24 protein-coding genes are annotated in these 26,377 nt (G+C 73.3%); 10 read left to right on the forward strand and 14 right to left on the reverse strand.

The window, feature by feature from the left end:
* Nucleotides 1-10: 10 nt before the first annotated feature.
* The 4 genes from IF09_RS0117425 to IF09_RS0117440 form a co-directional block, all read right to left on the reverse strand.
* A complete protein-coding gene (locus IF09_RS0117425) occupies nucleotides 11-1,072 on the reverse strand; it encodes a threonine aldolase family protein (RefSeq protein WP_030296694.1) in 1,062 nt (353 codons plus the stop codon).
* Nucleotides 1,069-1,833: an SDR family NAD(P)-dependent oxidoreductase gene (locus IF09_RS0117430; RefSeq protein ID WP_030296696.1), complete on the reverse strand. Its 765-nt coding sequence runs from the start codon at nucleotides 1,831-1,833 to the stop codon at nucleotides 1,069-1,071. The genes IF09_RS0117425 and IF09_RS0117430 overlap by 4 nt, the downstream gene beginning before the upstream one ends.
* Nucleotides 1,834-1,859: 26 nt before the next feature.
* Nucleotides 1,860-3,266, reverse strand: a complete 1,407-nt coding sequence (locus tag IF09_RS0117435) for a DUF6421 family protein (RefSeq protein WP_030296698.1) — start codon at nucleotides 3,264-3,266, stop codon at nucleotides 1,860-1,862.
* A gap of 259 nt (nucleotides 3,267-3,525) precedes the next feature.
* The gene (locus IF09_RS0117440) at nucleotides 3,526-4,647 is read right to left on the reverse strand and encodes an LLM class flavin-dependent oxidoreductase (protein ID WP_030296700.1); all 1,122 of its coding nucleotides are present in this window, start codon (nucleotides 4,645-4,647) and stop codon (nucleotides 3,526-3,528) included.
* A gap of 49 nt (nucleotides 4,648-4,696) precedes the next feature.
* On the opposite strand from IF09_RS0117440, the gene IF09_RS0117445 reads away from it, so the two are divergent.
* Nucleotides 4,697-5,332: a PadR family transcriptional regulator gene (locus IF09_RS0117445; protein WP_051832584.1), complete on the forward strand. Its 636-nt coding sequence runs from the start codon at nucleotides 4,697-4,699 to the stop codon at nucleotides 5,330-5,332.
* Nucleotides 5,333-5,520: 188 nt separating this feature from the next.
* Nucleotides 5,521-6,210, forward strand: coding sequence for a glycerophosphodiester phosphodiesterase (locus tag IF09_RS0117450; protein ID WP_030296703.1), 690 nt, complete (start codon nucleotides 5,521-5,523; stop codon nucleotides 6,208-6,210).
* A gap of 42 nt (nucleotides 6,211-6,252) precedes the next feature.
* Here the strand turns inward: IF09_RS0117450 and IF09_RS0117455 are convergent, their stop codons facing one another.
* A complete protein-coding gene (locus IF09_RS0117455) occupies nucleotides 6,253-6,792 on the reverse strand; it encodes a GNAT family N-acetyltransferase (RefSeq protein ID WP_030296705.1) in 540 nt (179 codons plus the stop codon).
* Nucleotides 6,793-6,922: 130 nt separating this feature from the next.
* Here IF09_RS0117455 and IF09_RS0117460 point away from each other — a divergent pair, with 130 nt between their 5' ends.
* The 3 genes from IF09_RS0117460 (at nucleotide 6,923) to IF09_RS0117470 (ending at nucleotide 9,297) form a co-directional block, all read left to right on the forward strand.
* A complete protein-coding gene (locus IF09_RS0117460; protein ID WP_030296707.1) occupies nucleotides 6,923-7,465 on the forward strand; it encodes a DUF5134 domain-containing protein in 543 nt (180 codons plus the stop codon).
* Between the two features lie 91 nt (nucleotides 7,466-7,556).
* Nucleotides 7,557-8,495, forward strand: coding sequence for a M56 family metallopeptidase (locus tag IF09_RS0117465; RefSeq protein WP_030296708.1), 939 nt, complete (start codon nucleotides 7,557-7,559; stop codon nucleotides 8,493-8,495).
* A 172-nt stretch (nucleotides 8,496-8,667) separates the two neighbouring features.
* Nucleotides 8,668-9,297, forward strand: coding sequence for a TetR/AcrR family transcriptional regulator (locus tag IF09_RS0117470; protein WP_030296710.1), 630 nt, complete (start codon nucleotides 8,668-8,670; stop codon nucleotides 9,295-9,297).
* 12 nt (nucleotides 9,298-9,309) lie between these two features.
* On the opposite strand, the gene IF09_RS0117475 is transcribed toward IF09_RS0117470, so the two are convergent.
* A complete protein-coding gene (locus tag IF09_RS0117475; protein WP_030296712.1) occupies nucleotides 9,310-10,791 on the reverse strand; it encodes an LVIVD repeat-containing protein in 1,482 nt (493 codons plus the stop codon).
* A 78-nt stretch (nucleotides 10,792-10,869) separates the two neighbouring features.
* Between IF09_RS0117475 and IF09_RS0117480 the strand changes: the two genes are divergently transcribed.
* Together IF09_RS0117480 and IF09_RS0117485 are read left to right on the forward strand one after the other, a co-directional pair.
* Entirely contained in the window at nucleotides 10,870-11,523 is a 654-nt protein-coding gene (locus IF09_RS0117480) for a DUF305 domain-containing protein (RefSeq protein ID WP_106975086.1), read from the forward strand.
* A 52-nt stretch (nucleotides 11,524-11,575) separates the two neighbouring features.
* Nucleotides 11,576-12,934: an FAD-dependent oxidoreductase gene (locus IF09_RS0117485; RefSeq protein WP_030296715.1), complete on the forward strand. Its 1,359-nt coding sequence runs from the start codon at nucleotides 11,576-11,578 to the stop codon at nucleotides 12,932-12,934.
* Here the strand turns inward: IF09_RS0117485 and IF09_RS0117490 are convergent.
* The 3 genes from IF09_RS0117490 to IF09_RS0117500 all read right to left on the reverse strand — a co-directional run bounded on the left by IF09_RS0117490 (nucleotide 12,931) and on the right by IF09_RS0117500 (nucleotide 15,943).
* Entirely contained in the window at nucleotides 12,931-13,287 is a 357-nt protein-coding gene (locus tag IF09_RS0117490; protein ID WP_030296717.1) for an ArsR/SmtB family transcription factor, read from the reverse strand. The genes IF09_RS0117485 and IF09_RS0117490 overlap by 4 nt on opposite strands.
* An 86-nt stretch (nucleotides 13,288-13,373) precedes the next feature.
* A complete protein-coding gene (locus tag IF09_RS0117495; protein WP_051832586.1) occupies nucleotides 13,374-14,507 on the reverse strand; it encodes an NADH:flavin oxidoreductase/NADH oxidase in 1,134 nt (377 codons plus the stop codon).
* An 80-nt stretch (nucleotides 14,508-14,587) separates the two neighbouring features.
* Nucleotides 14,588-15,943: a wax ester/triacylglycerol synthase family O-acyltransferase gene (locus IF09_RS0117500; protein WP_030296720.1), complete on the reverse strand. Its 1,356-nt coding sequence runs from the start codon at nucleotides 15,941-15,943 to the stop codon at nucleotides 14,588-14,590.
* A gap of 211 nt (nucleotides 15,944-16,154) precedes the next feature.
* On the opposite strand from IF09_RS0117500, the gene IF09_RS0117505 reads away from it, so the two are divergent.
* The 3 genes from IF09_RS0117505 to IF09_RS0117515 all read left to right on the forward strand — a co-directional run bounded on the left by IF09_RS0117505 (nucleotide 16,155) and on the right by IF09_RS0117515 (nucleotide 18,986).
* Nucleotides 16,155-17,246: a WD40/YVTN/BNR-like repeat-containing protein gene (locus IF09_RS0117505; RefSeq protein ID WP_030296722.1), complete on the forward strand. Its 1,092-nt coding sequence runs from the start codon at nucleotides 16,155-16,157 to the stop codon at nucleotides 17,244-17,246.
* Nucleotides 17,247-17,269: 23 nt separating this feature from the next.
* Nucleotides 17,270-17,956 (forward strand): uracil-DNA glycosylase, encoded by a 687-nt coding sequence (locus IF09_RS0117510; protein WP_030296723.1) that lies wholly within the window; start codon nucleotides 17,270-17,272, stop codon nucleotides 17,954-17,956.
* Between the two features lie 109 nt (nucleotides 17,957-18,065).
* A complete protein-coding gene (locus IF09_RS0117515) occupies nucleotides 18,066-18,986 on the forward strand; it encodes a sirohydrochlorin chelatase (protein ID WP_078613310.1) in 921 nt (306 codons plus the stop codon).
* Nucleotides 18,987-19,075: 89 nt separating this feature from the next.
* Here the strand turns inward: IF09_RS0117515 and IF09_RS0117520 are convergent, their stop codons facing one another.
* From IF09_RS0117520 to IF09_RS0117540, 5 genes are all read right to left on the reverse strand, one after another.
* Entirely contained in the window at nucleotides 19,076-20,161 is a 1,086-nt protein-coding gene (locus tag IF09_RS0117520; protein WP_051832587.1) for a lactonase family protein, read from the reverse strand.
* A gap of 59 nt (nucleotides 20,162-20,220) precedes the next feature.
* The gene (locus IF09_RS0117525; RefSeq protein WP_030296728.1) at nucleotides 20,221-21,357 is read right to left on the reverse strand and encodes a nitric oxide synthase oxygenase; all 1,137 of its coding nucleotides are present in this window, start codon (nucleotides 21,355-21,357) and stop codon (nucleotides 20,221-20,223) included.
* Between the two features lie 265 nt (nucleotides 21,358-21,622).
* Nucleotides 21,623-23,119 (reverse strand): FUSC family protein, encoded by a 1,497-nt coding sequence (locus tag IF09_RS0117530; protein WP_030296730.1) that lies wholly within the window; start codon nucleotides 23,117-23,119, stop codon nucleotides 21,623-21,625.
* A 274-nt stretch (nucleotides 23,120-23,393) separates the two neighbouring features.
* Complete coding sequence (locus tag IF09_RS0117535; protein WP_030296734.1) at nucleotides 23,394-24,053, reverse strand: class I SAM-dependent methyltransferase; 660 nt, start codon at nucleotides 24,051-24,053, stop codon at nucleotides 23,394-23,396.
* Between the two features lie 113 nt (nucleotides 24,054-24,166).
* Nucleotides 24,167-26,347, reverse strand: a complete 2,181-nt coding sequence (locus tag IF09_RS0117540; protein ID WP_051832589.1) for an FUSC family protein — start codon at nucleotides 26,345-26,347, stop codon at nucleotides 24,167-24,169.
* Nucleotides 26,348-26,377: the final 30 nt, after the last annotated feature.

Here is a 26,377-nt window from a genome sequence, read left to right on the forward strand (position 1 = left end):
GCTGGCACCCTTAACGGGCGAGCTCCTCCTTGAGCGCCTGGAGGAAGCCGTCCACGTCCTCCTCCTGGGTGTCGAAGCCGCACATCCAGCGCACGTGCCCGGCGACCTCGTCCCAGAAGTAGAAGCGGTAGCGCTCCTGCAGCCGCCGCGAGACCTCGTGCGGCAGCTTCGCGAACACCGCGTTGGCCTGCACCGGGTAGAGGATCTCCACCCCGTCGGTCTCGCGCACGCCCGCCGCCAGCCGCTGCGCCATCGCGTTGGCGTGCTGGGCGTTGCGCAGCCACAGGTCCTTGGCGAGCAGGGCCTCGAGCTGCACCGACACGAACCGCATCTTCGACGCGAGCTGCATCGACATCTTGCGGATGTGCTTCATCTGCCGGACCGCGTCGGGGTTGACGACCACCACGGCCTCGCCGAACATCATGCCGTTCTTGGTGCCGCCGTACGACAGCACGTCCACGCCCACCGTGTTGGTGAACGTGCGCATCGGCACGTCGAGCGAGGCCGCGGCGTTGGCTATCCGGGCTCCGTCGAGGTGGACCTTCATGCCGTGGCCGTGCGCGTGCTCGCAGATCGCCCGGATCTCGTCCGGCGTGTAGACCGTGCCGAGCTCGGTGTTCTGGGTGATCGAGACGACCTGCGGCATCGCCCGGTGCTCGTCGTCCCATCCCCAGGCCTGCCGGTCGATGAGCTCGGGGGTGAGCTTGCCGTCCGGGGTCGGGACGGTGAGCAGCTTGAGCCCGGCCATCCGCTCCGGGGCGCCGCCCTCGTCGACGTTGATGTGCGCCGTCTCGGCGCAGATCACCGCACCCCAGCGGTCCGTCAGGGCCTGGAGGGCCGTGACGTTCGCGCCGGTGCCGTTGAAGACCGGGAAGGCCTCCGCGTACGGGCCGAAGTGACTGCGGATGATCTTCTGCAGGTTCTCGGTGTACTCGTCCTCGCCGTAGGCGACCTGGTGGCCGCCGTTGGCCAGGGCAAGGGCCTCCAGGATCTCTGGATGGACCCCCGCGTAGTTGTCGCTCGCGAAACCGCGTACCGCCGGATCGTGGTGGCGGCGGGCATCGGTTTTCACGGTTGCGGAGTGAGCCACAGACGCTGTCCGTTCACATCGATGGCGGGCCGCTCCCACACGCCGGCGATGGCCTCGGCCAGCTCCTTGACGTCGGTGAAGCCCGCGAACTTCGCATTGGGGCGCTCGGCGCGCATGGCGTCGTGCACCAGTGCCTTGATCACCAGGATCGCAGCCGCGGCGCCCGGGCCCTCCTCGCCCCCCGCCTTGCGGAAGGAGTCGGCGAGGGAGAGCGTCCAGGCCTCGGCAGCGGCCTTGCCGGCGTTGTACGCGGCGTTGTTGGCGACCGGCTTGTGCGCGCCGGACTGGCTGACGAGGACGTAGCGGCCGCGGTCACTGCGCAGGAGCGCGTCGTGGAAGGCGAGCGACGTGTGCTGGACGGTGCGGATCAGGAGCTTCTCCAGGAAGTCCCAGTCCGCGAGGTCCGTGTCGGTGAAGGTGGTGCTGCCGCGCCAGCCGCCCACGAGGTGGACGAGCCCGTCCACGCGGCCGAACTCCTTCTCGGTCCGCTCGGCCCAGGCCTTGGTGGCCTCCAGGTCGAGCAGGTCCACGGTGTCACCGGTGACGGTGGCGCCGCCGTGTGCGTAGCGGGCCGCGTCCACGGACTCCGCGAGACGCGTCGGGTCGGCGTCGGCCGCCACGACCACGGCACCCGCCTCGGCGAGGCGGAGCAGGGCCGCGTGGCCGGCGGGGCCGCCGGCCCCGGCCACCGCGACGACAGCCCCCTGGAGCTTGCCGTTCCCGGTCTTCCCAGCGCTGTTCATCTGTGCAGCCTCCTGTGGGCGAGCGCTCACGCGGCGACCCGCTCGGCCGAATCGGCGTTCACTGCAGTGATGCCCTTCGTGGAGGCGATCACTCCCTTGAGCTTCTTGGCGAGCGCCTCATAGAACATGCTCAGCGGAAACTCGTCGGGAAGCACGTCGTCGACGAGCTTCCGCGGCGGCTGCGTCAGGTCGAGGGCGTCGGGGCCCTTGGCCCACTTGGAGCCCGGGTGCGGGGCGAGGTAGGTGGAGACGAGCTCGTACGCCTTGAACCAGTGGACGAGCTTCGGGCGGTCGATGCCGGCCCGGTAGAGGTCCTCGATCTCGGCGCACAGCTGGTTGGTGACCTGCGGGGCACGCATCCAGTCGATCTTCAGCTTGTTGTCCGTCCAGCGCACGACGTCGTGCTTGTGGAGGTAGGCGAAGAGCAGCTGCCCGCCGAGGCCGTCGTAGTTGCGGTTGCGGTCGCCGGAGACCGGGAAGCGGAACATCCGGTCGAAGAGGACGGCGTACTGCACGTCACGGCCGTGCTCGTTGCCCTCGGACTCCAGCTTCACGGCCTCCTTGAAGGCGGTGAGGTCGCAGCGCAGCTCCTCCAGGCCGTACATCCAGAACGGCTGGCGCTGCTTGATCATGAAGGGGTCGAACGGCAGGTCGCCGTGGCTGTGGGTGCGGTCGTGGACCATGTCCCACAGGACGAAGGCCTTCTCGCAGCGCTCCTGGTCCTCGACCATGCGGGCGATGTCCTCGGGCAGCTCGATGCCCAGGATGTCGACGGCGGCCTCGGTGACCTTGCGGTAGCGGGCCGCCTCGCGGTCGCAGAAGATGCCGCCCCAGGTGAAGCGCTCGGGGGCCTCGCGGACGGCGATGGTCTCCGGGAAGAGCACGGCGGAGTGGGTGTCGTAGCCCGGGGTGAAGTCCTCGAAGGTGATGCCGAGGAACAGCGGGTTGTCGTACCGGGTGCGCTCCAGCTCGGAGAGCCACTCGGGCCACACCATCTTCAGGACGACGGCCTCGAAGTTGCGGTCGAGGTTGCCGTTCTGCGTGTACATGGGGAAGACGACCAGGTGCTGGAGCCCGTCGGCGCGCTCGGCGGCCGGGTGGAAGGCCAGCAGGGAGTCCAGGAAGTCCGGCACCTTGAAGCCGTCCGCGACCCACTTGCGCAGGTCGGAGACGAGCGCACGGTGGTACGCGGTGGCGTGCGGCAGCAGCGGCGACAGCGCCTCGACGGCGTCGATCACACGCTCGACGGCGGCCTCGACATCGGCCGGAGCGGGGGCGTCCGCGGCCTCGAAGTCGATGGAGCCGTCCTTGGACTGCCAGGGCCGGATCTCCTCCACGGCGGCCTTGAGTCCGGGCCACGCCGGGTGGTCGACCACCCGCGCACCGGCGGTTATCACCGCACCGCCAGAACCCGGCACAAGAATTTCCGTCATGTCACTTCCTCCACAGGAGAACCTCGCGTCAACACAGCGTATGGGTGCGGGCCTCTCCTGCTCAAGAGGTTGCTCGGGAAATTATCCTGCGAGACCCCTACCGACGCCGTAATTCTTCCCGCCGTCCGCCCTTCGAGCGACGGCTTCGCCCCTTTCGTGTACCGAGGTTCACGTCTGCCCCGCCCAGCGGGCAGCCCGTGTCCGCCCGGGGGGTGACGTCCGTCACCCCCCGGGCGGACACGCGCTCGGACGGTGCCGCTCACGCGCCGCGGAAGTGCGGGATGACCTTCTCGCCCCACTGCCGCAGTGTCTCCAGGCAGGCCTCCTGCGGCACGGTGCCCATCTGGATCAGGCACATGATCTCGTCCGCCCCCGCTTCCTTGAGCCGCTGCACGTACGCGATGGCGTCGTCGGCGCTCCCGTACGCGTGGTCGGCGCGGAACGTGGCCGTCGAGGTGGGTCGCACCGGGATGTCCTGCTCGTGCAGCCGGGCCACCACCTGCTCGGCCGCCCTCTGCATCTCCGCCGCCTCGTCGGCGCCCGCGACCACGGCCTCGTCCGGGATGCCCGTCCCGCCGTACCAGTGGCCGATGGACTGGGCGAAGAACCGCTGGCCCCGGATGCCGATCCGGCGCGCCTCGGCCGGGTCGTCGAGCACGATGGTCGGGCAGAGCACCGAGAAGTGGTCGTTGACCGCGGTGGAGACGAAGCGGGCGCCGTCCCGGCCGGCGACCGCCCCGTCGTACACGGCCCTCATCGCGGCGATGGACTCCGGCCCGGCGAAGCCCATCACCAAGGCCCCGACACCCAGTTCCGCGGCCTGTACGAGGGTCTCGGTGCGGCTGCACGCCAGGAACAGCGGCGGATGCGGGGTCTGCCGCGGCCGGGGCAGGACCGGGTGCGGCGCGATGTCGATCAGCTCTCCGTGGTACTCCAGCTCCTCCTCCTGCCAGGCCCTGCCGATGATCCGCAGCGCCTCCTCGACCTCCTGGGTGGTCCGCTCCCGGTCGACCCCGCACAGGGAGGTCTCCTGCACGGTGCCGCCGCGCCCGGCGCCCAGGTCGAGGCGGCCGCCGGAGAGCAGGTCGAGCATGGCGGCCCGCTCGGCCACCCGGACCGGGTGGTTGAAGTTGAACGGCATGCAGACGACCCCGTGGCCGATGCGTATGGTGTGCGTCCGGGCCGCGACCCAGCTCAGGAAGACCTCCGGGGCACTCATGTGCGCGTACCACTTCAACGAGTGGTGCTCGACGGCCCAGATCCGGTCGAAACCCATGCGCTCGGCGAGCACGGCCTGCTCCACGCAGTCGTGGATGACCTGGTGCTCCCGCTCCACGGTCGGGTCGGCGAGCTGAGCTTCGAAGATCACGGAGAATTTCACGATGCCTCCAGGGTTGCGTCCCGTGCCCGGCCACACTTCAATTCGGAATATGACTAGTAGTCATACGTCGAAGAAGCAAGACCTTCCGCCGACCGCATGGGCGGTGCTCGGCCTGCTGTCCTTCCCCGGGGAGCGCACCGGCTACGAGCTGAAGAAGTGGGCGGACTCCTCCCTGCGCTTCTTCTACTGGTCCCCGGCCATCAGCCAGATCTACGCCGAACTGCGCCGGCTCGAGGAGCTGGGGTACGCGGCCTCCGCGCGCTCGGGCCCCGAGGAGGTCCGGGCCAAGCGGCGCTACGCGATCACCGACGCCGGCCGCGAGGCCCTCGCCGGCTGGGCCGCGGACACCGCGGAGGCCGGACCCCCGGTGCTCAAGCACGGGCTGCTGCTGCGGGTCTGGCTCGGCCACCTCGCCGAGCCGGAGCGGCTGCGCGCGATGGTCGGCGACCATCTGGAGCGCACCCGGGGCGAACTGGCCGCCGTACGGGAGGCGATGGAGCAGGCGGGCGACGTGCCGGAGTGGGCCTTCCCGGCGCTCGCGCTGCGCTGGAGCGAGCGGCAGCACCTGGCCGAACTGGAGCTGGGCGAGGCCCTGCTGACGGATCTCGCCGAGCTGGCCGGTGCCGCGAAGGGGGCTGCGCAGGGTGATCGTCAAGCCGGCGGGGACGCGCCCACGCCCGGGTGACGCGGCAGGGCCGCCCCGGGGCCGGCGGCAGCGTACAGCCCTGGCGGGAACCGGCCGGCGGCCTCGTTGCGGGCGCTGCACGGGCGGTCTCATCGCATCCGCGGCGCACTAGCATGCGTCCTCACCGCGCGGCCGGTCGGGACACCGTGACCGCGCGGGGAGCCGCCGTCGACGGAAGCGAGAGAACCTTGACTTTCCTCACCATCGGTCACCGCGGGGTCATGGGTGTCGAACCGGAGAACACCCTGCGGTCGTTCGTCCGCGCGGAACGGTCCGGGATGGACGTCATCGCGCTGGATGTGCAGCTGAGCAAGGACGGCGTGCTCGTCGTCCTGCACGACCCCGAGGTGGACCGGACCACCGACGGCGCCGGGGCCGTCGCCGATCTGACCCTGGCCGCACTGCGCGAGCTGGACGCCGGCCAGGGTGAGCACGTTCCGGCCTTCGAGGAGGTCGTGGACGCGGTCCGGACCCCGCTCCAGGTGTCGGTCGGGGACCTGGCCGCCGCCGCCGCGCTGGCGGAGCTGGTCCTGCGCCGCGACCTGAGCGCGCGGGTGGAGGTGGCCTCCTTCCACGACGAGGTCCTCGCCGAGACCGCCCGGCTGCTGCCGGGGGTGCGGACCGTGCTCCACTCGGAGCTGAGCGGCGGGGCCGAGGGCGTCGTGGCCCGGGCGCTCGTCTCCGGTGCGCATACGGTCGCCCTGAACATCCGCGAACTCACCCTGGACACGGTGGAGTCGGTCCACGCGGCCGGACTGCGGGTGACCGGCTGGACCGTCAACACCCTGCAGCAGCTGCGGCTGGCCCGGGCACTCGAACTGGACGGCGCGGCCACCGGCTTCCCGGAGATCCGCAGCACGGGCCGGTTCCTGGCCTGACGGCCGCGCCCGGCCCCGGGCTCCCGGTTTCCCCGCTCCGCGCTACAGCGGCTTGACCAGCAGTTCGAAGGCCAGGTCCTCGCGGAGCGGGACGCCGAAGCGCTCGTCGCCGTACGGGAAGGGGCTCAGTTCGCCGGTGCGCCGGTAGCCGCGGCGCACGTAGTAGGCGATGAGCTCCTCCCGTACGTTCACCACCGTCATCCGCATCTCCTCGGCGCCCCAGGTCTCGCGGGCGCGGCGCTCCGCCTCGGCGAGGATCTCCTTGCCGAGGCCGCCGCCCTGCAGCCCGGGGCGGACCGCGAACATCCCGAAGTAGGCGTGGTCACCGCGGTGTTCGAGCTGGCAGCAGGCGACGAGTTCACCCGCGCGCTCGACGACGAGCAGGACGCCGTCGGCGGAGTCGATGATCGCGCGGACCCCTTCGGGGTCGGTGCGCTGCCCGTCCAGGTAGTCCGCCTCGGTGGTCCAGCCGGCGCGGCTGGCGTCGCCGCGGTAGGCCGACTCGACGAGCTCCACCAGGTCCGGTACGTCCGCCTCCACGGCACTGCGGAAGTTCAGGGCGGTGGGGTGGGCGGTCGGCATCGGGGGCTCCGTTCGGCTCAGCGGCATATGACATGCCCGGTGCGGCACGCAGAGCCTAACCCGGGGCGGCGTGCGGGCGCCGGGGCCGGGGCATCTCTTCCGGTGACGCCGACGAACCGGGGGTTCCGCCGTGCACGGTCCCGCGCTGTCCCTTTCCGCTTCCCTCCCCGCCTGGCTGCTCGTGCTGCTGTGCGCCGTGAGCGGTGCGTACTGCCTGCGGCGGGTGCGCAGATCGGGCGGCGAGGCACGCGGCGGGGCTGCGGGCGAGGCGCTGATGGGGTTCGGGATGGCGGCGATGGCCGTGCCGTCGGGCATCGGGCCGTGGGGGCCCGGGATCCTGCTGGGCGTGTTCTGCGGGGCCGCACTGCACGCCCTGTGGCTGCTGCGCGGCGGGGTGCACCACGCGCACCACCTGGTCGGCTCGCTGGCCATGGCGTACATGGCGCTGACGATGGCCGCCGGGCACGGGCACGGCGGGGGCCCGCCGCTGATCACGGGGGCGCTGCTGCTGTATTTCGCGGGGTACGTGCTGCTCGGCGGCGCCCGGCTGGTGACGGCGGGCGGGGGCGTGCAGCCGGTCCCGGGCGGGCCGCAGGTGGTGCCCACGGAGCTGACGCGGGCGTGCCGACTGGCCATGGGGATGGGGATGTTGGCGATGCTGTTGAGCGTGTGACGCTTCGGGGCGCGGCGGGCAAACGTGTCCTGCGTCACCAATCACGAAAGCCCGTACCCGCAGGTAGCCCCGCGCTCATAGGCTGGCGTGCATGATGGTCCCCGCCGCACTCCTGTTGCTCGGCGCCCTGACCGCAGTGCTCGCCCCCCGTCTGCTGGCCCGGGCCGAATGGCCCGACCGTGAGCCCGTCGTCGCCCTGTGGGTGTGGCAGTGCGTGGTGGGTGCGGTCCTCCTGTGCTTCGCCCTGTCGATGGTGCTCAGCGCGGCCGCGGCCTGGCTGGCGGTCCGGGGCCGGCTCTTCGCGGCGGCGCCGCACGGGGTGGTCGACGCGTACGCGCTGGGCCCGACCGGCGGCCCGTGGGCCGTGGGCACCGCGCTGGCCCTGGCGGGCGGCGGGCTGTGGACCGGGGCCCGGCTGACCCGGGAGGTGCTGCGGGCCCGGGCCCGGCGCCGGGCCCGGGGCGCCGAGCTGCTCGTACGGGCGCCGCTGCTGCCCGGGGAGGACCCGGCCGGGGCGCGCCTCGTCGTACTGGAAGGGACCCGGCCCGACGCGTGGTGGCTGCCGGGCGCTGCCCCGCAGCTGGTGGTGACCACGGCCGCGCTCGGGCGGCTCAAGGGGAGCCAGCTGGATGCCGTGCTGGCGCACGAGCAGGGGCATGCGGAGGCCCGGCACGACTGGCTGCTGCACTGCTCGCGGGCGCTGGCGGGGGGATTCCCGCAGGTGCCGGTGTTCGCGGCGTTCGAGGCGGAGATGCACCGGCTCGTCGAACTGGCCGCCGACGACGTGGCCTCGCGGCGGTACGGGAGACTGACGATCGCGCTGGCGCTGGTCGGTCTCAACGAGGACCGGGGGGTGTTCGGGCCCTACCCGAGCCCGCAGCCGCACGTGTCCGAGCGGGTGCGGCGGCTGCTGTCGGCTGCGCCGCGGCTGTCGGCGGGCCGCCGGCTGCGGCTGACGGCCCTGGCCACGCTGGTCCCGGCGGTACCGCTGGTGGTGGCCCTGATGCCGGCTCTGAGCGCGCTCGCCTGATCGGCCGGGTCCGGTCACGCCGGCCTGATCCGCCCGCCAGGGTGCGGAGAGGCCGAAATCCGCCGTTCCCCCGTGGGAGCCCCTGCTCTGGGTGATCCCCCGCGTCACCCAGAGCAGGTGATTCCCGTGCGCTGAGTATATTGGCTGGGAGCCAGTCAACGCAGGAGTAAGCATGTCCCCGCGCAGCGCATCGGTCAATGAAGAATTGCGCAGACGTTCCCGGGAGCGGCTGCTCCAGGCCACGGTCGATCTCGTCGCCGAGCGCGGCTACGAGGCCACCACGCTCGGCGACATCGCCGACCGGGCGGGCACGGCCCGCGGCCTGGTCTCGTACTACTTTCCGGGCAAGCGGCAGCTGCTGCAGTCGGCGGTGCACCGGCTGATGCACCTCACGCTGGACGCGGCCCTGGAGCGGGAGCCGCGCAGCGGCGACGGCCGCGAGCGGCTCGCCCGTGCCGTCGACGCGATCCTCGGGCTCGCCCGGGACGAGCCGCTGCTGATGCGGACCCACATGGCGGGCATCCTCCAGGCCGAGGGGTTCGTCCAGTGCCCGGAGCAGCAGCGGCTGGCGGAGCTGCTCCGGGACACGGTCACGCGGTACGGGTCGGCGGACCTGGACACCGACTACCCGCTGCTGCGGGCGCTGCTGATGGGCGCGGTGGTCGCGGTCCTGCTGCCGGGGGCTCCGATGCCGCTGGCGCGGCTGCGGGCGGAGCTGTTCCAGCGGTACGGGCTGGACTGGGAGCTCGGCGTCCCGCCGGACGGCGGACCGCCCGGCGGAACGTTTCCCTCAAAGGGGTGACACCGTCGGCCGTCAGTGGTATTCGGGCTGGCTCTGCACGTTGAGCCGGTCCATCCGCACCCACTTCGCGCCGTCGGTGCGCCAGTCGTCGATCCGCAGCACGTCGAGCCCCTTGGCGATGTCGTTCGAGTAGATGTGGCCGTTGTAGTAGTACGCCGACCAGGACCCGCCGAGGCCGAGCCGGTCGGTGGTGAGCGGGCCGCGCTCGAAGTAGCCGATCTCCTTGGGCCGGGCGGAGTCGGTGAAGTCCCACACCGAGACGCCGCCCTGGTACCAGGCCTGGACCATGATGTCGCGGCCGCCGCCGACCGGGATCAGCGAGCCGTTGTGGGCCACGCAGTTCTCGGTGTCGGCCTGCAGGCGCGGGATCTTGAAGTAGCTGCGGAAGACGAGCTTGCGCTGGTCGCCGCGGCCGGTGATGTCGTAGATGCCGTCGGCCCCGCGGTTCGGGCCGGTGGCCTCGTTGCAGGTGGGGCCGCCACCGCCGCCCAGCTCGTCGGTGAACACCACCTTGTCGGCCTTCTCGTTGAAGGTCGCAGAGTGCCAGAACGCGAAGTTCACGTTGTCCTGCACCCGGTCGATGACCCGCGGCTGCTCGGGCTTGCTGATGTCGAAGAGGATGCCGTCGCCCATGCAGGCGCCGGCGGCCAGCTTCTTCGAGGGCAGCACGGTGATGTCGTGGCACCCGGTGGTCTTGGTGACACCGGGGTTGGTGGGCCCGCCCGGGTTTCCGCCGTCCGGGAAGAGGACGGGGAAGGCGACGACCGCCGCCTGCGTCGGGTTCTTCTTCGGGACCTTGATCACGGAGATGCCGTCGTGCGGAGGCTGGCAGTCCGGGAACGCCTCGTTCGGGGAGTACGAGGCGACGTAGAGGTAGATGTCGCGCTCGCCCGGCACCAGCGTGTGGGTGTGGGAGCCGCAATTGGTCTCGACGGACTTGATGTACTTGGGGTTCTTCTTGTCCTTGATGTCGAAGATCTTGATGCCCTCCCACGAGGACTTCTCCGTCGCGGGCTGCGAGACGCTGTTGCAGGAGTCGTCGCTGCGCGAGGAGTCGGTGGAGAGGAAGAGCAGGTCCCCCTGGACCGAGACGTCGTTCTGGCCGCCGGGGCAGAGCACCTGGCTGACGGCCTTCGGGGCCTTGGGGTTGGCGATGTCGTAGATCGTGAAGCCGTTGTAGTTGCCGGCGTAGGCGTATCTGCCCTGGAAGGCCAGGTCGGTGTTGATGACGCCCGGGTACGTGCTCGGGATGTTGGTCAGGTGGCTGACGTTGGCGCTGTGCACGATCTCGTCCTGGCCCGGGATCTCGCCCGGGGCGAGTTCGCGGGCCGGGGCCGGGTCCGCGCCCTGCGTCGGGACGCCGGGCGATAAGTCCCCCGGATCGGGGGTGGCGGCCGCGGGACCGGCCGCGAACAGCGTGGCGAGCAGCCCGGCCGCGGCCACGGCCGCCCCCAGACTCCTGTGCCGCACTCTGGTGGTGTGCTTCGAGGTCACTGTGCCCTCCCATGGGAGTCCGATCGATTCCGCTCGTGGTGGGAACGGAACCAGGACCCCGGCAGTATGTTCCTTACCATGGACATGGCAAAGGGCTTACTCGGTCGAACCACCGGGGCGGTCGTGGCCGCGGGCGTCCTGCTCGCCCTGGCCGGCTGCCGGGGCGACGACGGACAGGGCGCGGCGGAGCGCGGTGGTGCGCAGGTCATCGCCCCCGGCAGACCGGGCGAGAAGGCCCGCACCCTCTCCCCCGGGGAGGCCGCGAACCGGCAGCCGGACGACAGTCCCAATGCGGCGGACCGGGCGTACGTGCAGCACATGGTCGAACACCACCGGCAGGCGCTCGCCATGAGCGCGCTGGTCCCGGAGCGGGCCTCCTCGGACGGGGTCAAGCGGCTCGCCGAGCGCATTTCGGCCGCCCAGCAGCCCGAGATCCGCGCGATGGAGAGCTGGTCGGCCCGCTACCGGGCTCCCTCCGGGGCCCCGGACGGCCACGACCACGGCGCGATGCCGGGCATGGCGACCGGGCAGCAGCTGAAACAGCTCGCCGAGGCGAAGGGCGCCGACTTCGACCGGCTCTTCCTCACCCTGATGACCGCCCACCACGAGGGCGCGGTGAAGATGGCGGGCGAGGTGCTGGCCACCGGAAACAACGGGGCGGTGGAGGAAATGGCCAACGAGGTGGTGGCCACCCAGACGGCCGAGATCCACCGGATGCGCGCGATGGGCTGACGGCCGCCGGACCCGGTGGCATGCTGGGAGCACCTGCGGGAGGAGCTCCGCCGTGCTTCGTGTCGCCGTCGTCGGTTCGGGCCCCAGCGGGGTCTACGCCGCTCAGACACTCGTACAGCAGCGTGAGGTGCCGGGCGTCCGCGTCGACGTACTGGACCGGCTGCCCGCGCCGTACGGGCTGGTGCGCTATGGGGTGGCCCCCGACCACGAGAAGATCAAATCGCTGCAGGGCAGCCTGCGCACCGTGCTGGAGGACGAGCGGATCCGCTTCCTCGGCAACGTCGAGGTCGGCGGGCCCCAGCTGACGACCGAACGGCTGCTCGAGCTGTACCACGCGGTGGTGTACTGCGTGGGCGCCGCCCGGGACCGGATGCTCGGGATCCCCGGCGAGGAGCTGGCCGGGGTGCATTCCGCGACGGCGTTCGTCGCCTGGTACAGCGGGCACCCGGACGCGGTGGGCGAGGCCTTCGACCTGCCCGGAGTGGACTCGGCGGTGGTCGTCGGGGCGGGCAACGTCGCCGTGGACGTGACGCGGATGCTGGCCCGGGGCGAGCCCGAGCTGGCCCCGACCGACATGCCGCAGCCGGCCCTCGGCGCACTCGCCGAGAGCGGGGTGAAGTCGGTGTCGATGGTGGCCCGGCGCGGGCCCTCGCAGGGCAAGTTCACCACCAAGGAGCTGCGGGAGCTGGGCACGCTGCCGGGCGTGGCCGCGGTGGTGGACCCCGCCGAGCTGGCGCTCGACCCCGCGTACGCCGGCCAGGGCGCGGCCGCCGCGCTGCCCGCGGTGGCCCGGCGCAACCTCGAGGTGCTGCGCGGCTGGGCCGAGCAGGAACCGGGCGACGCCCGGCGCCGGATCGCCCTGCGGTTCTACCTGCGCCCCGTGGAGGTGCTGGGCGGCCCCGACGGCCGGGTCACCGGGATGCGCTTCGAGCGGACCGCCCCGGACGGCCGCGGCGGGGTCGCCGGGACGGGCGTGTACGAGGACGTCGAGGCGCAGTTGGTGCTGCGCTCGGTGGGGTACCAGGGGGTCCCGCTGCCCGGTCTGCCGTTCGACCCCGCGAGGGCGACGGTCCCGCATGCCGCGGGCCGGGTGATGCGCGCGGGCCGGGCCTCGGTCGGCGAGTACGTGGCGGGCTGGATCAAGCGCGGCCCGACCGGTGTGATCGGCACCAACCGGCCCTGCGCCAAGGAGACGGCCTCCTCGCTGCTGCAGGACGCGGGGGCGCTGGCCCGGCGGGAGCTGCCGGGCGACCCGCTGGACGCTTTGCGGGCGGCGGGACTCCACCCCGTGGAGTGGCCGGGCTGGCTCGCGATCGAGGCGGCGGAGGCCGACCTGGGGCGCTCGCTGGGCCGCCGCTCGGTGAAGATCCCGGACTGGACGGGCCTGCTGGGCGCGGCGGCCGGCGGCTAGAGGGTGGTGTCCGCCCGGCGGCCCTCCTCCGCATCGGCGGCGCTGAGCACGCTGTCGAGCAGCCCTGGGAACAGGCTCTCCAGCTCCGCACGGCGCAGGGCGTTCATCTTCGCCGTCCCTCGGTAGGTCTGGCGGATCACGCCGGCCTCCCGCAGGACGCGGAAGTGGTGCGTGGTCGTCGACTTGGTGACCGGGAGGACGAAGTACGAGCACGCCAGCTCGTCCGGCGTGACCGCGAGGTCCCGCACGATCGACAGCCGCACCGGGTCCGACAGCGCGTGCAGCACCGCCTCGAGCCGGATCTGCGCGGGCTCGGGGTGGGCGAGCGCACGGGTGGTGGCCGTATCCGTCACGTCTGCTGCTCCGTTCGCCCCCGGTCCGGTGTGTTGTACGAGAAATACCGTAGTACACCGGGCGACCGCACCACCCCTCGGTTCCGCTACCAGCCGCGGTGGTACGGGGTGGGGACCCTGACCCCGGCGCCGAGTTCGGCGGCCGCGCGGCGGGCCCAGTACGGGTCGCGCAGCAGTTCGCGGCCCAGCAGGACCGCGTCCGCCTGCCCGTCGGCCAGGATCTTCCCGGCCTGCTCGGGCTCGGTGATCAGCCCGACGGCGGCCACCGGGAGGCCGGTACGGGCCTTGACCTCGGCCGCGAACGGCACCTGGTAGCCCGGGCCCACCGGGATGTCCGCCTTCGGGGCCATCCCGCCGCTGGACACGTCCAGCAGGTCCACTCCGTGCGCCTGGAGCAGCCCGGCCAGCCGGACCGTGTCCTCGGGGGTCCAGCCGGACTCCTCCAGCCAGTCGGTGGCGGAGACCCGGAAGAACAGCGGCAGCTCCTCGGGCCACACCGCCCGTACGGCGTCGACGACTTCGAGGGCGAAGCGGACCCGGTTCTCGAAGGAGCCGCCGTACGCGTCGGTGCGCCGGTTGATCTGCGAGGAGAGGAACTGGCCGATGAGGTAGCCGTGGGCGCCGTGGATCTCGACGACCTCGTAGCCGGCGGCCAGTGCACGCCGCGCTGCGGCCGCGAACCGGCCGGTGATCTCGTGGATCTCGGCGCGTGTCAGCTCGTGCGGTACCGGGTCGCCCTCGGCGAACGGCACCGGGCTCGGTGCGCTCGGCAGCCAGCCGTCCGCCTCGGGGCCGACGTAGCGGCCGCCTTCCCAGGGGCGGCCGGTCGAGGCCTTGCGCCCTGCGTGGGCGATCTGGATGCCCGGAACGGCACCCTGGGCCTTGATGAACGAGGTGATCGGGCGCAGCGCCTCGACCTGGGTGTCGTTCCAGATACCGAGGTCGTACGGGGAGATGCGGCCCTCCGGGGAGACGGCGGTGGCCTCCTGGAGGACGAGGCCGGTGCCGCCCACCGCGCGGGCGGCGTAGTGCGCGAAGTGCCAGGCGTGGGCCACGCCCGCGTTCGGGCCGGAGGCCTCGGCGACGTGCTGGCACATCGGCGCCATCCACACCCGGTTCGGGACGGTGACCGAGCGCAGGGTGAGGGGTGCGAAGAGGGCGGCGAAGGCGGCGGGAACGTCGGCGGCAGGGGTCGCGGGGGCGATCGGGGCAGCACTCATGAAGGACTCTCCGGATGGGGCGGGGCACGCCGGGGATCGGCGGCTTGTACGAGCACCACCGTACTACGAACCTTCTCGTACTACGAGACTTCTCGTACAAGCTCGTCGAGCTCGGCGTGCAGCGCCTCGGCCAGGGCCGCCAGGTCCGGCACCGCCGCCGCATCGGCGACCAGGCCGTAGTGGACCGTGCCCTTGTACGTGGAGACCGCGACCGCGAGTGAGTGGCCGCGGGCGAGCGGGGCGAGCGGATAGACCTCCCGGACCCGGCTGCCGCCGAGGGAGAAGGTGAAGCTGGGCAGCGGGACGCTGGTGACCAGGATGTCGAAGAGCAGCCGGGCCGCCTGCGCGACCAGCGGGCCGCCGAGCCGGTGGCCGAGCGGGTGGACGTGGTCGGCCAGCAGCGCGACGGCCCCGGCGCCGCGGGCGGGTCCGGCCTCCTTGTTGCGGTCCATGCCGGTCCGCACCCGGTGCAGGCGCAGCAGCGGGTCCGGCTCGGCGAGGGGCAGCCGGAGCAGGTAGCCCGAGAGCCGGTTGCCGTACTGCGCGCCGCCCGGCCGGCGACGGGAGACCGGTATCAGGGCGCGCGGCCCGGGCCCCTCCGGCTCGGGGTCGCCGCGGCCCACCAGCCAGCGCCGCAGGGCGCCCGCGACCATGGCGATCAGGACGTCGTTGACGGTGCCTCCGGCGACCTTCCGGATGCGGTTGACGTCGTCGAGGTCGAGCGCGAGGCCCGCGACCGCGCGGGTGCCGGTCTGCGCCGGGACGGCCGTCAGGGCGGCCGGGACGCCGAGGGGCAGGCCGGCGCGGGCGACGGACGCGCCGATCTCCAGGGCCTGGCCGACGTCCTGGACCCGGGCGGCCAGGACGCCGGGAAGGCTGCGCAGGGCGGAGCCGCCGGGCTGCGGTACGGGGGCCGGCCGCGCGGGACCCCGTATGGCCGGGCCCTCGTCGAAGAGCATGGCCGCCAGCGCGAGGGCGCCGAGCCCGTCGGCGAGGGCGTGGTGGAACTTGAAGAGCACCGCGAACGATCCCGGATCGGGTCCGGCCAGGACGTGCGCCTCCCAGGGCGGGCGGCTGCGGTCCAGCGGCCGCGCCATGAGGGGCCCGGCGGCGGCCTGCGGGTCGCCGGTGCGGACGAGGAAGACGTGCCGGGCCGGATCGAAGTCCGCGTCGGGCGACCAGGCGGCCGCGCCGATCGGCAGCAGCACGTCGTGAATGCGGCGGCGCAGGCCGGGGACGGCGGTGCAGCGGGCGGTGAGCAGTGCGGCGGCACGGACCGCGGGGTCGGGTCCCCGGCCGGGACCGGCGGCGGAATCGGAGCCCGGGTGCTGCGGGGCGGCTTCGAAGACCGCGAGGGCGCCGAGGTGCATGGGATGGGTGGCGGATTCGATCCGCCAGAAGGCGAGGTCGAGCGGCGAAAGGTGCTCGGTGGCCACGTAGTGCCTCTCGTGCGGTGGCAGAGGTGGAAGTCAACCCCTTTCGGACTCCTACGATCAAGTAGCCACCCTTTGGATACGCCTGTTGATCGATGGCGACCGGCTGGTCAGCGCAGCGGAGCGGCTGCCCCGCCGCTGCCGGCGGGCGGGTGCAGACTGGCTGGAAAGAAGTTCAGCCCGACCGTGACGGCGCAGTCCGGAGGTGTCGACCATGTCCGAGGTGCTCCTGCTCGCAGGGACCCGCAAGGGCCTCTTCATCGGCCGCAGGCGGGGCGGCGGCCCCTGGGAGCTGAACGGGCCGCATTTCAACGCCCAGGCCGTCTACGCCGTCGCGGTCGACCGGCGGCGGCCGGTACCCCGGCTGCTCGTCGGCGGGGACAGCTCGCACTGGGGGCCGTCCGTGTTCAGCTCCGACGACCTGGGGGCGAGCTGGCAGGAGCCCGCGGAGCCCGCCGTGAAGTTCCCGAAGGACACCGGAGCCTCGCTGGAGCGGGTCTGGCAGCTGCATCCGGCCGGCCCGGAGGCGCCGGACGTGGTCTACGCGGGGACGGAGCCGGCCGCGCTGTTCCGCTCGACGGACCGCGGGAAGTCCTTCGAGCTGGTCCGCCCGCTGTGGGAGCACCCGAGCCGCAAGAGCTGGGTGCCGGGCGGCGGCGGTGAGGGCCTGCACACGGTGCTGACGGACCCCGCCGACCCCGACGCGGTGACGGTGGCGGTCTCCACCGCCGGGGTGTTCCGCACCCTGGACGGCGGCGCCGGCTGGGCCCCGTCCAACCATGGGGTCTCGGCGGTGTTCCTGCCGGATCCGCATCCGGAGTTCGGCCAGTGCGTGCACAAGGTCGCCCAGGATGCCGGCAACCGGAAGCGGCTGTACCTGCAGAACCACTGGGGCGTGTACCGCAGCGACGACGCCGGGGCCCGGTGGACCGACATCGGCGCGGGCCTGCCCTCCGACTTCGGCTTCGCGGTGGCCGCGCACCCGCACCGGCCGGACACCGCGTACGTCTTCCCGCTCAACGCCGACTCCGACCGGGTCCCGGCGGAGCACCGCTGCCGCGTCTTCCGTACGCAGGACGCGGGCGCCACCTGGGAGCCGCTCACGCGCGGGCTGCCGGCCGGGGACCACTACGGGACGGTGCTGCGGGACGCCCTGTGCACGGACGACGCGGACCCGGCGGGGGTCTACTTCGGCAACCGCAACGGCGAGCTGTACGCCAGCCACGACGACGGGGACAGCTGGCAGTTGCTGGCCGAGCACCTGCCGGACGTGCTGTGCGTACGGGCGGCGGTGCTGGCTCACTGAATGGGCCAGTAGAGTGACTCCCCGTGGCAGCACGACCGTTGAACGAGATCGTCGAGCCGGGCTGGGCCCGGGCTCTGGAGCCGGTGGCGACGCAGATCGCCGCGATGGGCGACTTCCTTCGCTCCGAGATCGCGGCGGGGAGGACGTACCTGCCGGCCGGGGCGAACGTACTGCGCGCCTTCCAGCAGCCCTTCGACGACGTGAAGGTGCTGATCGTCGGCCAGGACCCGTACCCCACCCCGGGGCACGCGATGGGCCTGTCCTTCTCGGTCGCTCCCGACGTCAGCCCGTGGCCGCCCAGCCTGGACAACATCTTCCGCGAGCTGTACGCGGACCTCGGGGTGGCCCGGCCGGCGAACGGGGACCTCACCCCGTGGACGCGGCAGGGGGTGCTGCTGCTGAACCGCGCGCTGACCACCGCCCCGCGCAAGACCGGGGGCCATCGCGGCAAGGGCTGGGAGGCCGTCACCGAGCAGGCCATCCGGGCGCTGGCCGCGCGCGGGAAGCCCCTCGTGTCGGTGCTGTGGGGCCGGGACGCCCGCAATCTGCGGCCGCTGCTGGGCGAGTTGCCGGCCGTGGAGTCCGTCCACCCCTCCCCCATGTCCGCGGCGAACGGGTTCTTCGGATCCAGGCCGTTCAGCCGGACGAACGACCTGCTGGTCCGCCAGGGAGCACAGCCGGTGGACTGGCGGCTCCCCTCCGCCAGTTGATTTATCCGTTGAACGGTATACGACATTCAACGGATAAATACGGACAGAAGCCGCCCGATGAGGCCCTGCCCGAACACTCGGTTCCGATAAGCCAGTAGCATGCGGCGCCATGAGCTCCCCCACTGGGCCCGCAAATGGCCTGCCCGTACGAATGCCGCGACCCCGCCCTGCCGGACGGCACCGCCGACCCGAGCCCGCGGTGGCGCCCGAGGGCGCGCCCGCGCTGGTGCTCGCCGTGCCCGGTGCCCCTTCGGCCGCCTCGCGGGGGCTGGCGGAAGAGATCATCAGCATCGGCCGCTCCGAGCTGCCGGGCCTGGACGCCCGCATCGGCTTCCTCGAGGGTGACGACGCCGAGGGCTCCGAGTTCCCGGCCCTCGCCGACGTGCTGACCGCGGTCGCGGCCGAGCGCGTCGCGCGCGCGGAGTTCGCCCGCGCCGCCGGCCACGAGGTACCCGCGCCGACCGGCCCGGATGCCGTGGTCGTCCCGCTGCTGGCCGGCCCCGACGCCGACCTGCTGCGCCGGATGCGCCAGGCCGTCATGGACTCCTCGGCCGCCGCCGAGCTGGCCGAGGTGCTCGGCCCGCACCCGCTGCTCGCCGAGGGCCTGCACGTGCGGCTCTCCGAGGCGGGCCTGGCCCGCGCCGACCGCGCGCGGCTGTTCACCGTCACCACCGCCGCCGACGGCATCATCGTGGCCACCACCGGCGGCGCGGAGGCCGTCCAGGTCGCGGGTGTCACCGGCATGCTGCTGGCCGCCCGCCTCGCGGTGCCCGTCAAGGCCGCCGCGCTCGACCAGGAGGGCTCGGTGGCCGCGGTCGCCGAGCAGCTGCGCAGCGAGGGCTCCACGCAGCTCGCGCTGGCCCCCTACCTGATCGGTCCGGAAGCCGCCGAGGGGCTGCTGGACACGGCGTGCAAGGAGGCCGACTGCGCCGCCTCCGAGGTACTCGGTGCCTACTCGGCGCTCGGCAAGCTCGTCGTCACCCAGTACTCCGCGGCGCTCGGCCTCTCCCAGGGCGCCGCTGCCCACTGATCCTTCCCAGGACCGCTCGTACGAGGGCCCGCGCCCCGGATTCTTGCCGGGGCGCGGGCCCTCGGCCGTGCGCACACGGGTGGCCGTGGTCAGCCGAAGACCACGCAAGTGGCGGCGGGAACCGCCACCGAGCCGGCCCGGCGCGGCTGCCCGGTCAGCGGGTCGACGTCGAACCAGGTGACGTCCCCGGAGCGTTCGTTGGCCACGTACAGCCGGCGCCCCCCGGGTTCGGCGGCGAGGTCCCGCGGCCAGCTGCCTCCGCAGTCCACGCTGCCCGTGAGCCGCGGTTTCGCGGCCGCGTCGGCGAGCGAGAGGGTGGCGATGGTGTCGGCTCCGCGGACCGCGGCCCAGACGAACCGGCCGTCGGGCGAGGCCACCACGGCCGAGGGATAGGCCCGTACGCCTCCTGGAGCGCCCGCAGAGGCGATCGGAACCTCGTCGACCGGTTCCAGTTGCCCGGAGACCGGATTCCAGCGGCAGACGGTCAGCTGTGGCTCCAGCTCGTGCAGGACGTAGACCGCCTCGCCGTCCGGGTGGAAGGCCAGGTGGCGCGGCCCCGTCCCGGCGCGCAGCGCGGTCTCGCCGTGCAGGCGCAGCGCCCCGGCGGTCTGGTCCGGTGCGCAGATACGGACCGAATCGGTGCCGAGGTCCACGCTGAGCACCCAGCGGCCGCTCGGATCGGGCAGCACCTGGTGGGCGTGCGGCCGTTCCTGGCGGCTCGTGTCGGGCCCGGAGCCCCGGTGGGCGAGGACCGCGGGGGGCCCGGACAGGGCGCCGTCCGGGGCGAGCGGGATGCTGCTGACGCTGCCGGAGGTGTAGTTGGCGGTCAGCAGCCGGCGCCCGGCCACGCTGAGATGGGTCGGTCCGGAGCCGCCGACGCGGACGGCCGGGCCGAAGGCGGTGAGGCCCTCGGGGCTGGGCCGGAAGGCGGCGGCCGCACCCTGCTCCGTCTCGCTCACGGCGTAGAGCACGCCGGTGGCCCGGTCGACGGTGAGGTACGAGGGGTCCGCGACCGCATCGGTGACGGAGAGCAGGGTCAGCGCACCGGTCGCGGGGTCCACGGCCGCGGTGGTGATGCCGCGGCCGCCTGCCGAGGTGAACGAGCCGATGTGGACCCGGTGTCCGCCGCTCCGGGCTCTTTCGTACGTGCCCTCGGTACCGTCCGCGTCGCCCACGGGATGCCCCTCTCCACCGTTCCGGATCGATCCGTGCGGAGCCGACGGTAACAGAAGGTCTAGACCAGATCCCGTCCTCGGGCGCGTTCCTGTGCGCCGGGGTGGTGTACGTACGCCGTCGAGCTCGGCCGGTCGTCGTACGTGCGGTGGAAGACCGCTGTGGCGGATCCCGAGATCGGGGGCACGATCCACGACCAGTCGGCGCCCACGTCGCGCCCCTTGCGCTCCTCGCGCTCTATGTGGCTCAGGAAGCGCCGCGATTCGGTGTGGTGGTCCGCGATGGTGACGCCCGCCCGGTCGTAGGAGTGCAGAACGGCCCGGTTGAGCTCGACGAGCGCGCGGTCCTTCCACAGCGAGCGGTCGCTGGAGGTGTCCAGGCCCAGCCGCCGGGCGACGGCGGGGAGGAGGTTGTACCGGTCGGTGTCCGCGAGGTTGCGGGCGCCGATCTCGGTTCCCATGTACCAGCCGTTGAACGGCGCGGCCGGGTAGTGGATGCCGCCGATCTCCAGGCACATGTTGGAGATGGCGGGTACCGCGTGCCAGCGCAGTCCCCAGTCTGCCCAGCTCGCGTCGTCGGGGTGCTCGATCGGGACCTCCAGCACGGCGTCGGCGGGAGTGTCGAACCAGCGGGGCTTGTCGTCGACGCCCTGGACCACGAGCGGCAGCAGGTCGAAGGGGGTTCCGGCGCCCCCGGCCCAGCCGAGGGCGAGCAGCGCGCTGGTGAGGGGTGCGTTGCGGGCATCGCCCACGGTCACGGAGTGGTGGTCGCCGTAGCCGGCGTACCGGACGAGCTGTTCGCTCCAGATCAGCGGGCCCGGGCGGTCCGGGGTGTCCGGGGCGAAGACGGTGATGGTCGGTCTGACGCGGCCCCCGTTGGTCGCGTCGCGCAGGTGCTCGAAGCACTCGGCGGCGATGTCGTCGGCCGCGGTGAGCTCGCGACGGTCGCGCACGCGCAGCGAGTTCCAGTACAGCCTGCCTATGCAGCGGTTACTGTTGCGCCAGGCGACACGGGCCCCGTGGACGAGCTCCTGCGGGGTGTGCCGGTAGCTTCCGCTCTCCGCGAGCTCGGCCCGCACGGCGGCGAGCCGGGCCCGGGGATCACCGGCCTGCGGATTCTCCCGGTGGAAGAGTCGGATGAACTCCTCGGCCGCTTCCCACACTTGGGCTGTGGTCGAGCGCTGTTGAAGTATTTCCATCCCGGGCGGTTACCCCCTGTCCGACCAGATCCACCCTGTACGTGCCGGATGAATGTGCAATCAACAATCACCCGTTGTACATGCCGCAGGTCAGCGGCATACGGCACGCGCGTCCGGAACACTCCACTGAGTGGTCTTCGGGCCGTTGCCCTGCGGAGCGGGGCTGACAGGGCGTAGGATCCGCCGTCATCAGGTCTCTGACCTCGGAAATCATGCGGGACCGAGGGCCCGGCCCTATGGCGGCCGGGCCGTCGTCCGGCCGGTATCAGGCGCTGATGACGAGGGGCGAGCGCGGGTCGGTGCGCAGCGGGGCGTGGAGGGCCACGAGGGCGTGCTCCAAGCCGTGCAGGTGCGCGAGGGCCGGTTCCGCGGCGGCGGGCCGGGGGTGACTGCTGGGAACGGCGGGTCCCGTCGTGGCCTGCGGAGTGGTCAGCGCCTCCACGGCGGCCTCCACCCGCCAGCAGGCCGCGGCCAGTCGGGCGTCGTGCGAGGCCTGCGGATCGGCGGCGACGGCCACCAGGCCGCGCACCTCCCGGGCGCAGTCGTCGAGCAGCCCGAGGACCTGCCGGGCCCGGGCCTTGCGGGCGCGCAGCGGGCTCAGCGGGTGGACGAGGGGCGCGAGCGCCATCCGTACGCGGCCCAGCAGCAGTTCGAGTTCGGCAGCGTGCGGGGCGGGATCGGCGTCCGGGTCCCCGGCCAAGCGGTCGAGGGAGGCCGCGGTGGAGGCCCGTACGCAGTGCAGGGCCCGCTGGATCCAGGCTTCGTTGGCGGCGTGCGTGGTCACCGGGAGGACGAGCACCACGGCGAGGGCGGCGCCCAGCGCGCCGATCGCGGTCTCCTGGAAGCGCAGGACCAGCAGCCCGGGGTGCAGGACGCCGAGGAGCCCGTACAGCAGCCCGGCCATGACGGTGACGAAGAACATCATCCAGGAGTACGAGGGGGCCGCGGTGTAGAAGATCCCGAAGACGCACACGGCGACCAGTGCGGCGGTGGGGGCGGGCGCGCCGTGCAGCGGTACGGCGATCAGCAGCCCGGCGGCGATGCCGACGACCGTGCCGAGGACCCGGCGGAACCCGCGGACGAGGGTCTCGCCCCGGGAGGCCGTGTTGACGAAGATCCACCAGGCGGTGCCGACGGCCCAGTACCAGCGGTCGTCGGAGAGCGCCTGGCCGATACCGAGGGCGAAGGCGCAGGCGGCGGTGGCCTGGAAGGCCTGCCGCGTGGTCGGCCGGGCGAGCCCGGTGCCGGGCAGGCCGGGCGGGGCGGCGGGCGGCGGGGTGCGCCGCTCGATGGGCCACAGCAGGAACCGCACCGCGCCGGCGGAGAGCAGCGCCAGTCCGACGGCGGCGTACAGCTCGGGCAGCTGGCCGGGGACGGCGTGCAGGAACTGGGTGACGAAGAACATCATGAAGCCGAAGATCCCGAGGGCGTGCCCGCGCGGCCCCCAGCGGCGGGCGTAGACCCCGGCGAACACGACCGCGAGGAAGGCGGCGTCCCGGGCGAGCGGCACCCCGTGCAGGGTGGTGGCCAGCGCGAGGACGGGGAAACCGGCGACGGGGAGCAGGGCGCTGGTCACGCGCTGGGCCCGCACGGTCGGGTCGAGCACGGTGAACAGGGTGAGCAGGGCCGCGAGTCCCCCGGTGATGGAGGCGGTGAGGGAGAGGCCGCACAGCTCGGCCACGGCGACGGCGAGCCCGACGCCGAGCACGGCCCGCAGGGAGTTCCTCAGTCTCAGGCGCCCCGGATCCGGAGCCACGAACATTCTCTTCACGGCGGTGTGCCGCCCCCCTCGAGGTGGTGCGCGCCGTCCCGGCGGCCGCCCGGGGGTGGTGGGCGGCAGGCGGGCACGACGAAGGCACCGCGCTCCGGACCGGCCTCGTTGCCGCCCGGCGCTGCGCGGCGCCGTAAGTACATGGATACGACACAGATAAGCATCCGAAGGCCCACTGGCTCAACTCAGCCCCGGATCACTGGGCCATTGGCGCAGTTCTGAGGTCCGGATTTCGGCCACCCGCGGCCAACGGACCAGCAGGGGCTCAGGCGGGGCGGCGGGCGTAGCAGAAGAGGTGTTCCTCGGGCTCGGCCGCCTCGGCGGCTCCCGCGGACCCCGCGGCGGCCTCGGCCCCGGGCCGGAACAGCGCGGTGTGGTGCTCCAGCACCTCGAGCCCGGCCGCACCCAGCAGCCGCAGGTGCTCGGCCGTGGACAGGCTGCTGACGGTGACCTGGTGCCCCATCCACACGATGTCGAGATCGCTGATGTCGCCCGGCACGGTGGCCATCACGAAGTACCCGCCGGGCACCACCCACGAGGCCATCCGCTCCAGCGTCGCCGCCACCTCCCGCTGGGACATCACCAGCAGCGGGAAGAAGGAGCACACCGCGTCGAAGCCGCCCGCCGCGGCCGCGTACGTCCGGACGTCGGCCTGCTCGAACCGCGCCTGCGGCACCCGGGAGCGCGCGAGGTCGACCATGTGCGCCGAGACGTCGATGCCGGTCACCGCGCAGCCCGCCCGCGCGAGCGCCTCGGCGGCCGGGCGGCCCGTACCGCTGCCCACGTCCAGCACACGGGCGCCGGGGGCGAGCCGGCCGGTGAGCCATTCCAGTGCGGCGAGCTGCCCGGGAACCCGCCCGAACACCTCCTCGTACCGTACTCCGACCTCGTCGAACACCTCCGCCGCGGACTTGCCGCCACTCATCGGCGTCCCTCGCCCTCGTCCTCGGTTCGCGCTTCCCGCCGCCCGTCCGGTCCCGGACGGACGCCGTGGAGTTCCTGCCCGGGCGCGCGGCCGGGAAACGGCGGGCTTCGGGATCACACCGGCCCGTGGGGTGCCGCCGCGGCGCGGCCCGACTCGATGATCCGGAGGTCCGCCGTCAGCGAGTCGAGCCAGGCCGTCGTGGCGAAGTAGACGGGCCCCGCGTCGGGCGGCGCCGCCTCGGCGGACCCGGGCGCGGCCGGCACACCGGATCCCCCGGCCCCCGGACCGCCCGGCGTGCCGGTCCCGCTCGAACGGGTGCTGTCACGGGTCTTGTGCGGGGCGTCGGCCGCCCCCGCCGCCCGGCGCAGTCCGGCCGCCACGCGGGCGGCGTAGTCCCCGAGCTCCGCCGCCTCGCTGCGCGCGAGCGGCGTCCCGTCCACGCTGCCCAGGACCCTCCCGGCGCCCCAGAGCACGTGGTGCCCGGTCATCACCGTGGCCTGCCAGTCCGGGCCCGGCCCGGCCGGGCGCTGCGTCTCGCTCTGGTACTGGGCGTACGCGGACTCGGCCATGACCAGCGTGATCCGGACCCGGTGCTCCGCGTCCTGCGGGGTCTGTGCGAGCCCCCGGGGCGCCGTGGCGACGGCGGTGGTCGACTCGACGTCGTCCGCGCAGGCGCGCAGCAGCCCGGCCACCGCCCGGCCGAGTTCGTCGTGGGCCCCGCGCGGCCAGGCCAGGATCCCGCACACGATCCCGATCGCGCTCCCGATGGTCACGTCGAGGAAGCGGACCTCGGCCAGCTGCCAGGTGACCGCGGACAGCTGGGCGAAGACGACGGCGACGACCAGTGTGAACAGCGCCTGCGCCCAGCCCACGCCCCGCACGGGCCCGATGGTGAACGTGAACAGCATCAGCGGCGGGAGCACGATCGCGTACACCAGGGTCTCCCCGCCGGTCAGGGCGAGCACCGTACCGGCGGCGAGCGCGCCCAGGCAGGTGCCGATCAGCGCGGTGCGTACGGTTCCGCGGGTCTGCACGGCAGTGGTCCGGGTGAGGCTGATGACCGCGAGCATCGCCCAGAACCCGTGCGGAAGGGAGTCGAGTCCGGCCACGGTACGGGCCACCGCGAGGGCCAGCGCGATCCGTACGGCGTTCTGGAAGTGCACGGACCGCGGCCCGGTGTGAGCGGCGATCCGGTGCCACCACAGCTGCACGGTGTTCTGCCGGACGTACCAGAACCGGCCCGCCGCGTCCCCCTCCGGGTGCGCTCCCCTCCCCTCCACGGCGATCTCCGCTGCCGTGCGCAGCGCCACCGCGGCGTCTGCGACCTCCAGGAGAGCGGCCTGCCGGCGGCGGGACTCGGGCAGGTCCGCGGGGGTGCGCGAGTTCCGGGCGCGCAGGCGGAGCAGTTCCGTCGAGTCCACAACGGGCCGCCGTCCGTCGCGCAGCAGTGTGGAGGTTCCGGTCGCCGATTCGCGGACCGCGCCCAGCAGGTCGAGTCCGGCCTGTCTCGGCTCCCGTCCGGCCGGCGGTGGGGGCAGGTTGCGGAGCCGGGAGAGCAGGGTGCGTGCGGCCAGCCCGGTGTGGGCCAGGGCCCGCTCGCGCAGGCCCGGCCCGGCGGGGCGTTCCGCCTCCGGGACCCGGGAGGACCGCAGTGCCTCGGCGGCCGCCCGGGCCCGGTCGGAAGCGGAATCGGTCAGGACGTAGGGCGGCCGTTCCAGGGCGGCGGCGCAGCGGGCCGCCTCGGCCACGGAGCCCGCGGCCCGCTCGGCGTACGTCGGCACCCGCGGGTCGGGCAGCACCCACGCCTCGGCCAGGATCAGCAGCAGGAGGCCGGTGAGGGTGCCGCCGAGCCGCTCGTCGAGGGTGTGCGGGGCGTACGGCGGGAAGCTCGGCAGGATGTACAGCAGTTGCAGCCCGGCCGCGGCGCCCGCGGGCCGGGGTCCTGCCGCCGCAGAGAAGGCCACGCAGAAGCCGATGACGGCCATGCCGAGGACGGCGCTCCAGGTCCGGACGGCGAGGAAGGTGCCCAGGGTCACCAGGACACAGGCCACCGGTAGCAGCCTGACCATCACGGCGGCCCGCTGCCGTCCCGTGCCGGGGATCCTGGAGAGGCCGGCCAGCGAGACGGCGCCGAAGAGTGCGTAGGTGGCGCTGACGGGCCGGTCGAGTCCGTACAGGAACAGGTAGAAGCCGCCGCAGGCGGCGATCGTGGTCCGGACGGCCCGTCGTGCGGCCGCCGGCACCGGGCCGGTGCCCGTCCGGAGGTCCCGTTCGAGTTCCCCAGGGGCTCGCACGGTTTCAGAATCCCACGCGGACGGCCGCGG

The sequence above is a fragment of the Streptomyces katrae genome (assembly GCF_000717655.1).
GTDB lineage: Bacteria > Actinomycetota > Actinomycetes > Streptomycetales > Streptomycetaceae > Streptomyces > Streptomyces katrae_B.

Bases quoted from the DNA above. Each gene is read 5' to 3' on its own strand.
- IF09_RS0117430 (WP_030296696.1), bottom strand. From the start codon at position 1,833: ATGAACAGCGCTGGGAAGACCGGGAACGGCAAGCTCCAGGGGGCTGTC.
- IF09_RS0117435 (WP_030296698.1), bottom strand. From the start codon at position 3,266: ATGACGGAAATTCTTGTGCCGGGTTCTGGCGGTGCGGTGATAACCGCC.
- IF09_RS0117445 (WP_051832584.1), top strand. From the start codon at position 4,697: ATGACTAGTAGTCATACGTCGAAGAAGCAAGACCTTCCGCCGACCGCA.
- IF09_RS0117455 (WP_030296705.1), bottom strand. From the start codon at position 6,792: ATGCCGACCGCCCACCCCACCGCCCTGAACTTCCGCAGTGCCGTGGAG.
- IF09_RS0117465 (WP_030296708.1), top strand. From the start codon at position 7,557: ATGATGGTCCCCGCCGCACTCCTGTTGCTCGGCGCCCTGACCGCAGTG.
- IF09_RS0117470 (WP_030296710.1), top strand. From the start codon at position 8,668: ATGTCCCCGCGCAGCGCATCGGTCAATGAAGAATTGCGCAGACGTTCC.
- IF09_RS0117480 (WP_106975086.1), top strand. From the start codon at position 10,870: ATGGACATGGCAAAGGGCTTACTCGGTCGAACCACCGGGGCGGTCGTG.
- IF09_RS0117495 (WP_051832586.1), bottom strand. From the start codon at position 14,507: ATGAGTGCTGCCCCGATCGCCCCCGCGACCCCTGCCGCCGACGTTCCC.
- IF09_RS0117505 (WP_030296722.1), top strand. From the start codon at position 16,155: ATGTCCGAGGTGCTCCTGCTCGCAGGGACCCGCAAGGGCCTCTTCATC.
- IF09_RS0117515 (WP_078613310.1), top strand. From the start codon at position 18,066: ATGAGCTCCCCCACTGGGCCCGCAAATGGCCTGCCCGTACGAATGCCG.
- IF09_RS0117525 (WP_030296728.1), bottom strand. From the start codon at position 21,357: ATGGAAATACTTCAACAGCGCTCGACCACAGCCCAAGTGTGGGAAGCG.
- IF09_RS0117530 (WP_030296730.1), bottom strand. From the start codon at position 23,119: ATGTTCGTGGCTCCGGATCCGGGGCGCCTGAGACTGAGGAACTCCCTG.
- IF09_RS0117535 (WP_030296734.1), bottom strand. From the start codon at position 24,053: ATGAGTGGCGGCAAGTCCGCGGCGGAGGTGTTCGACGAGGTCGGAGTA.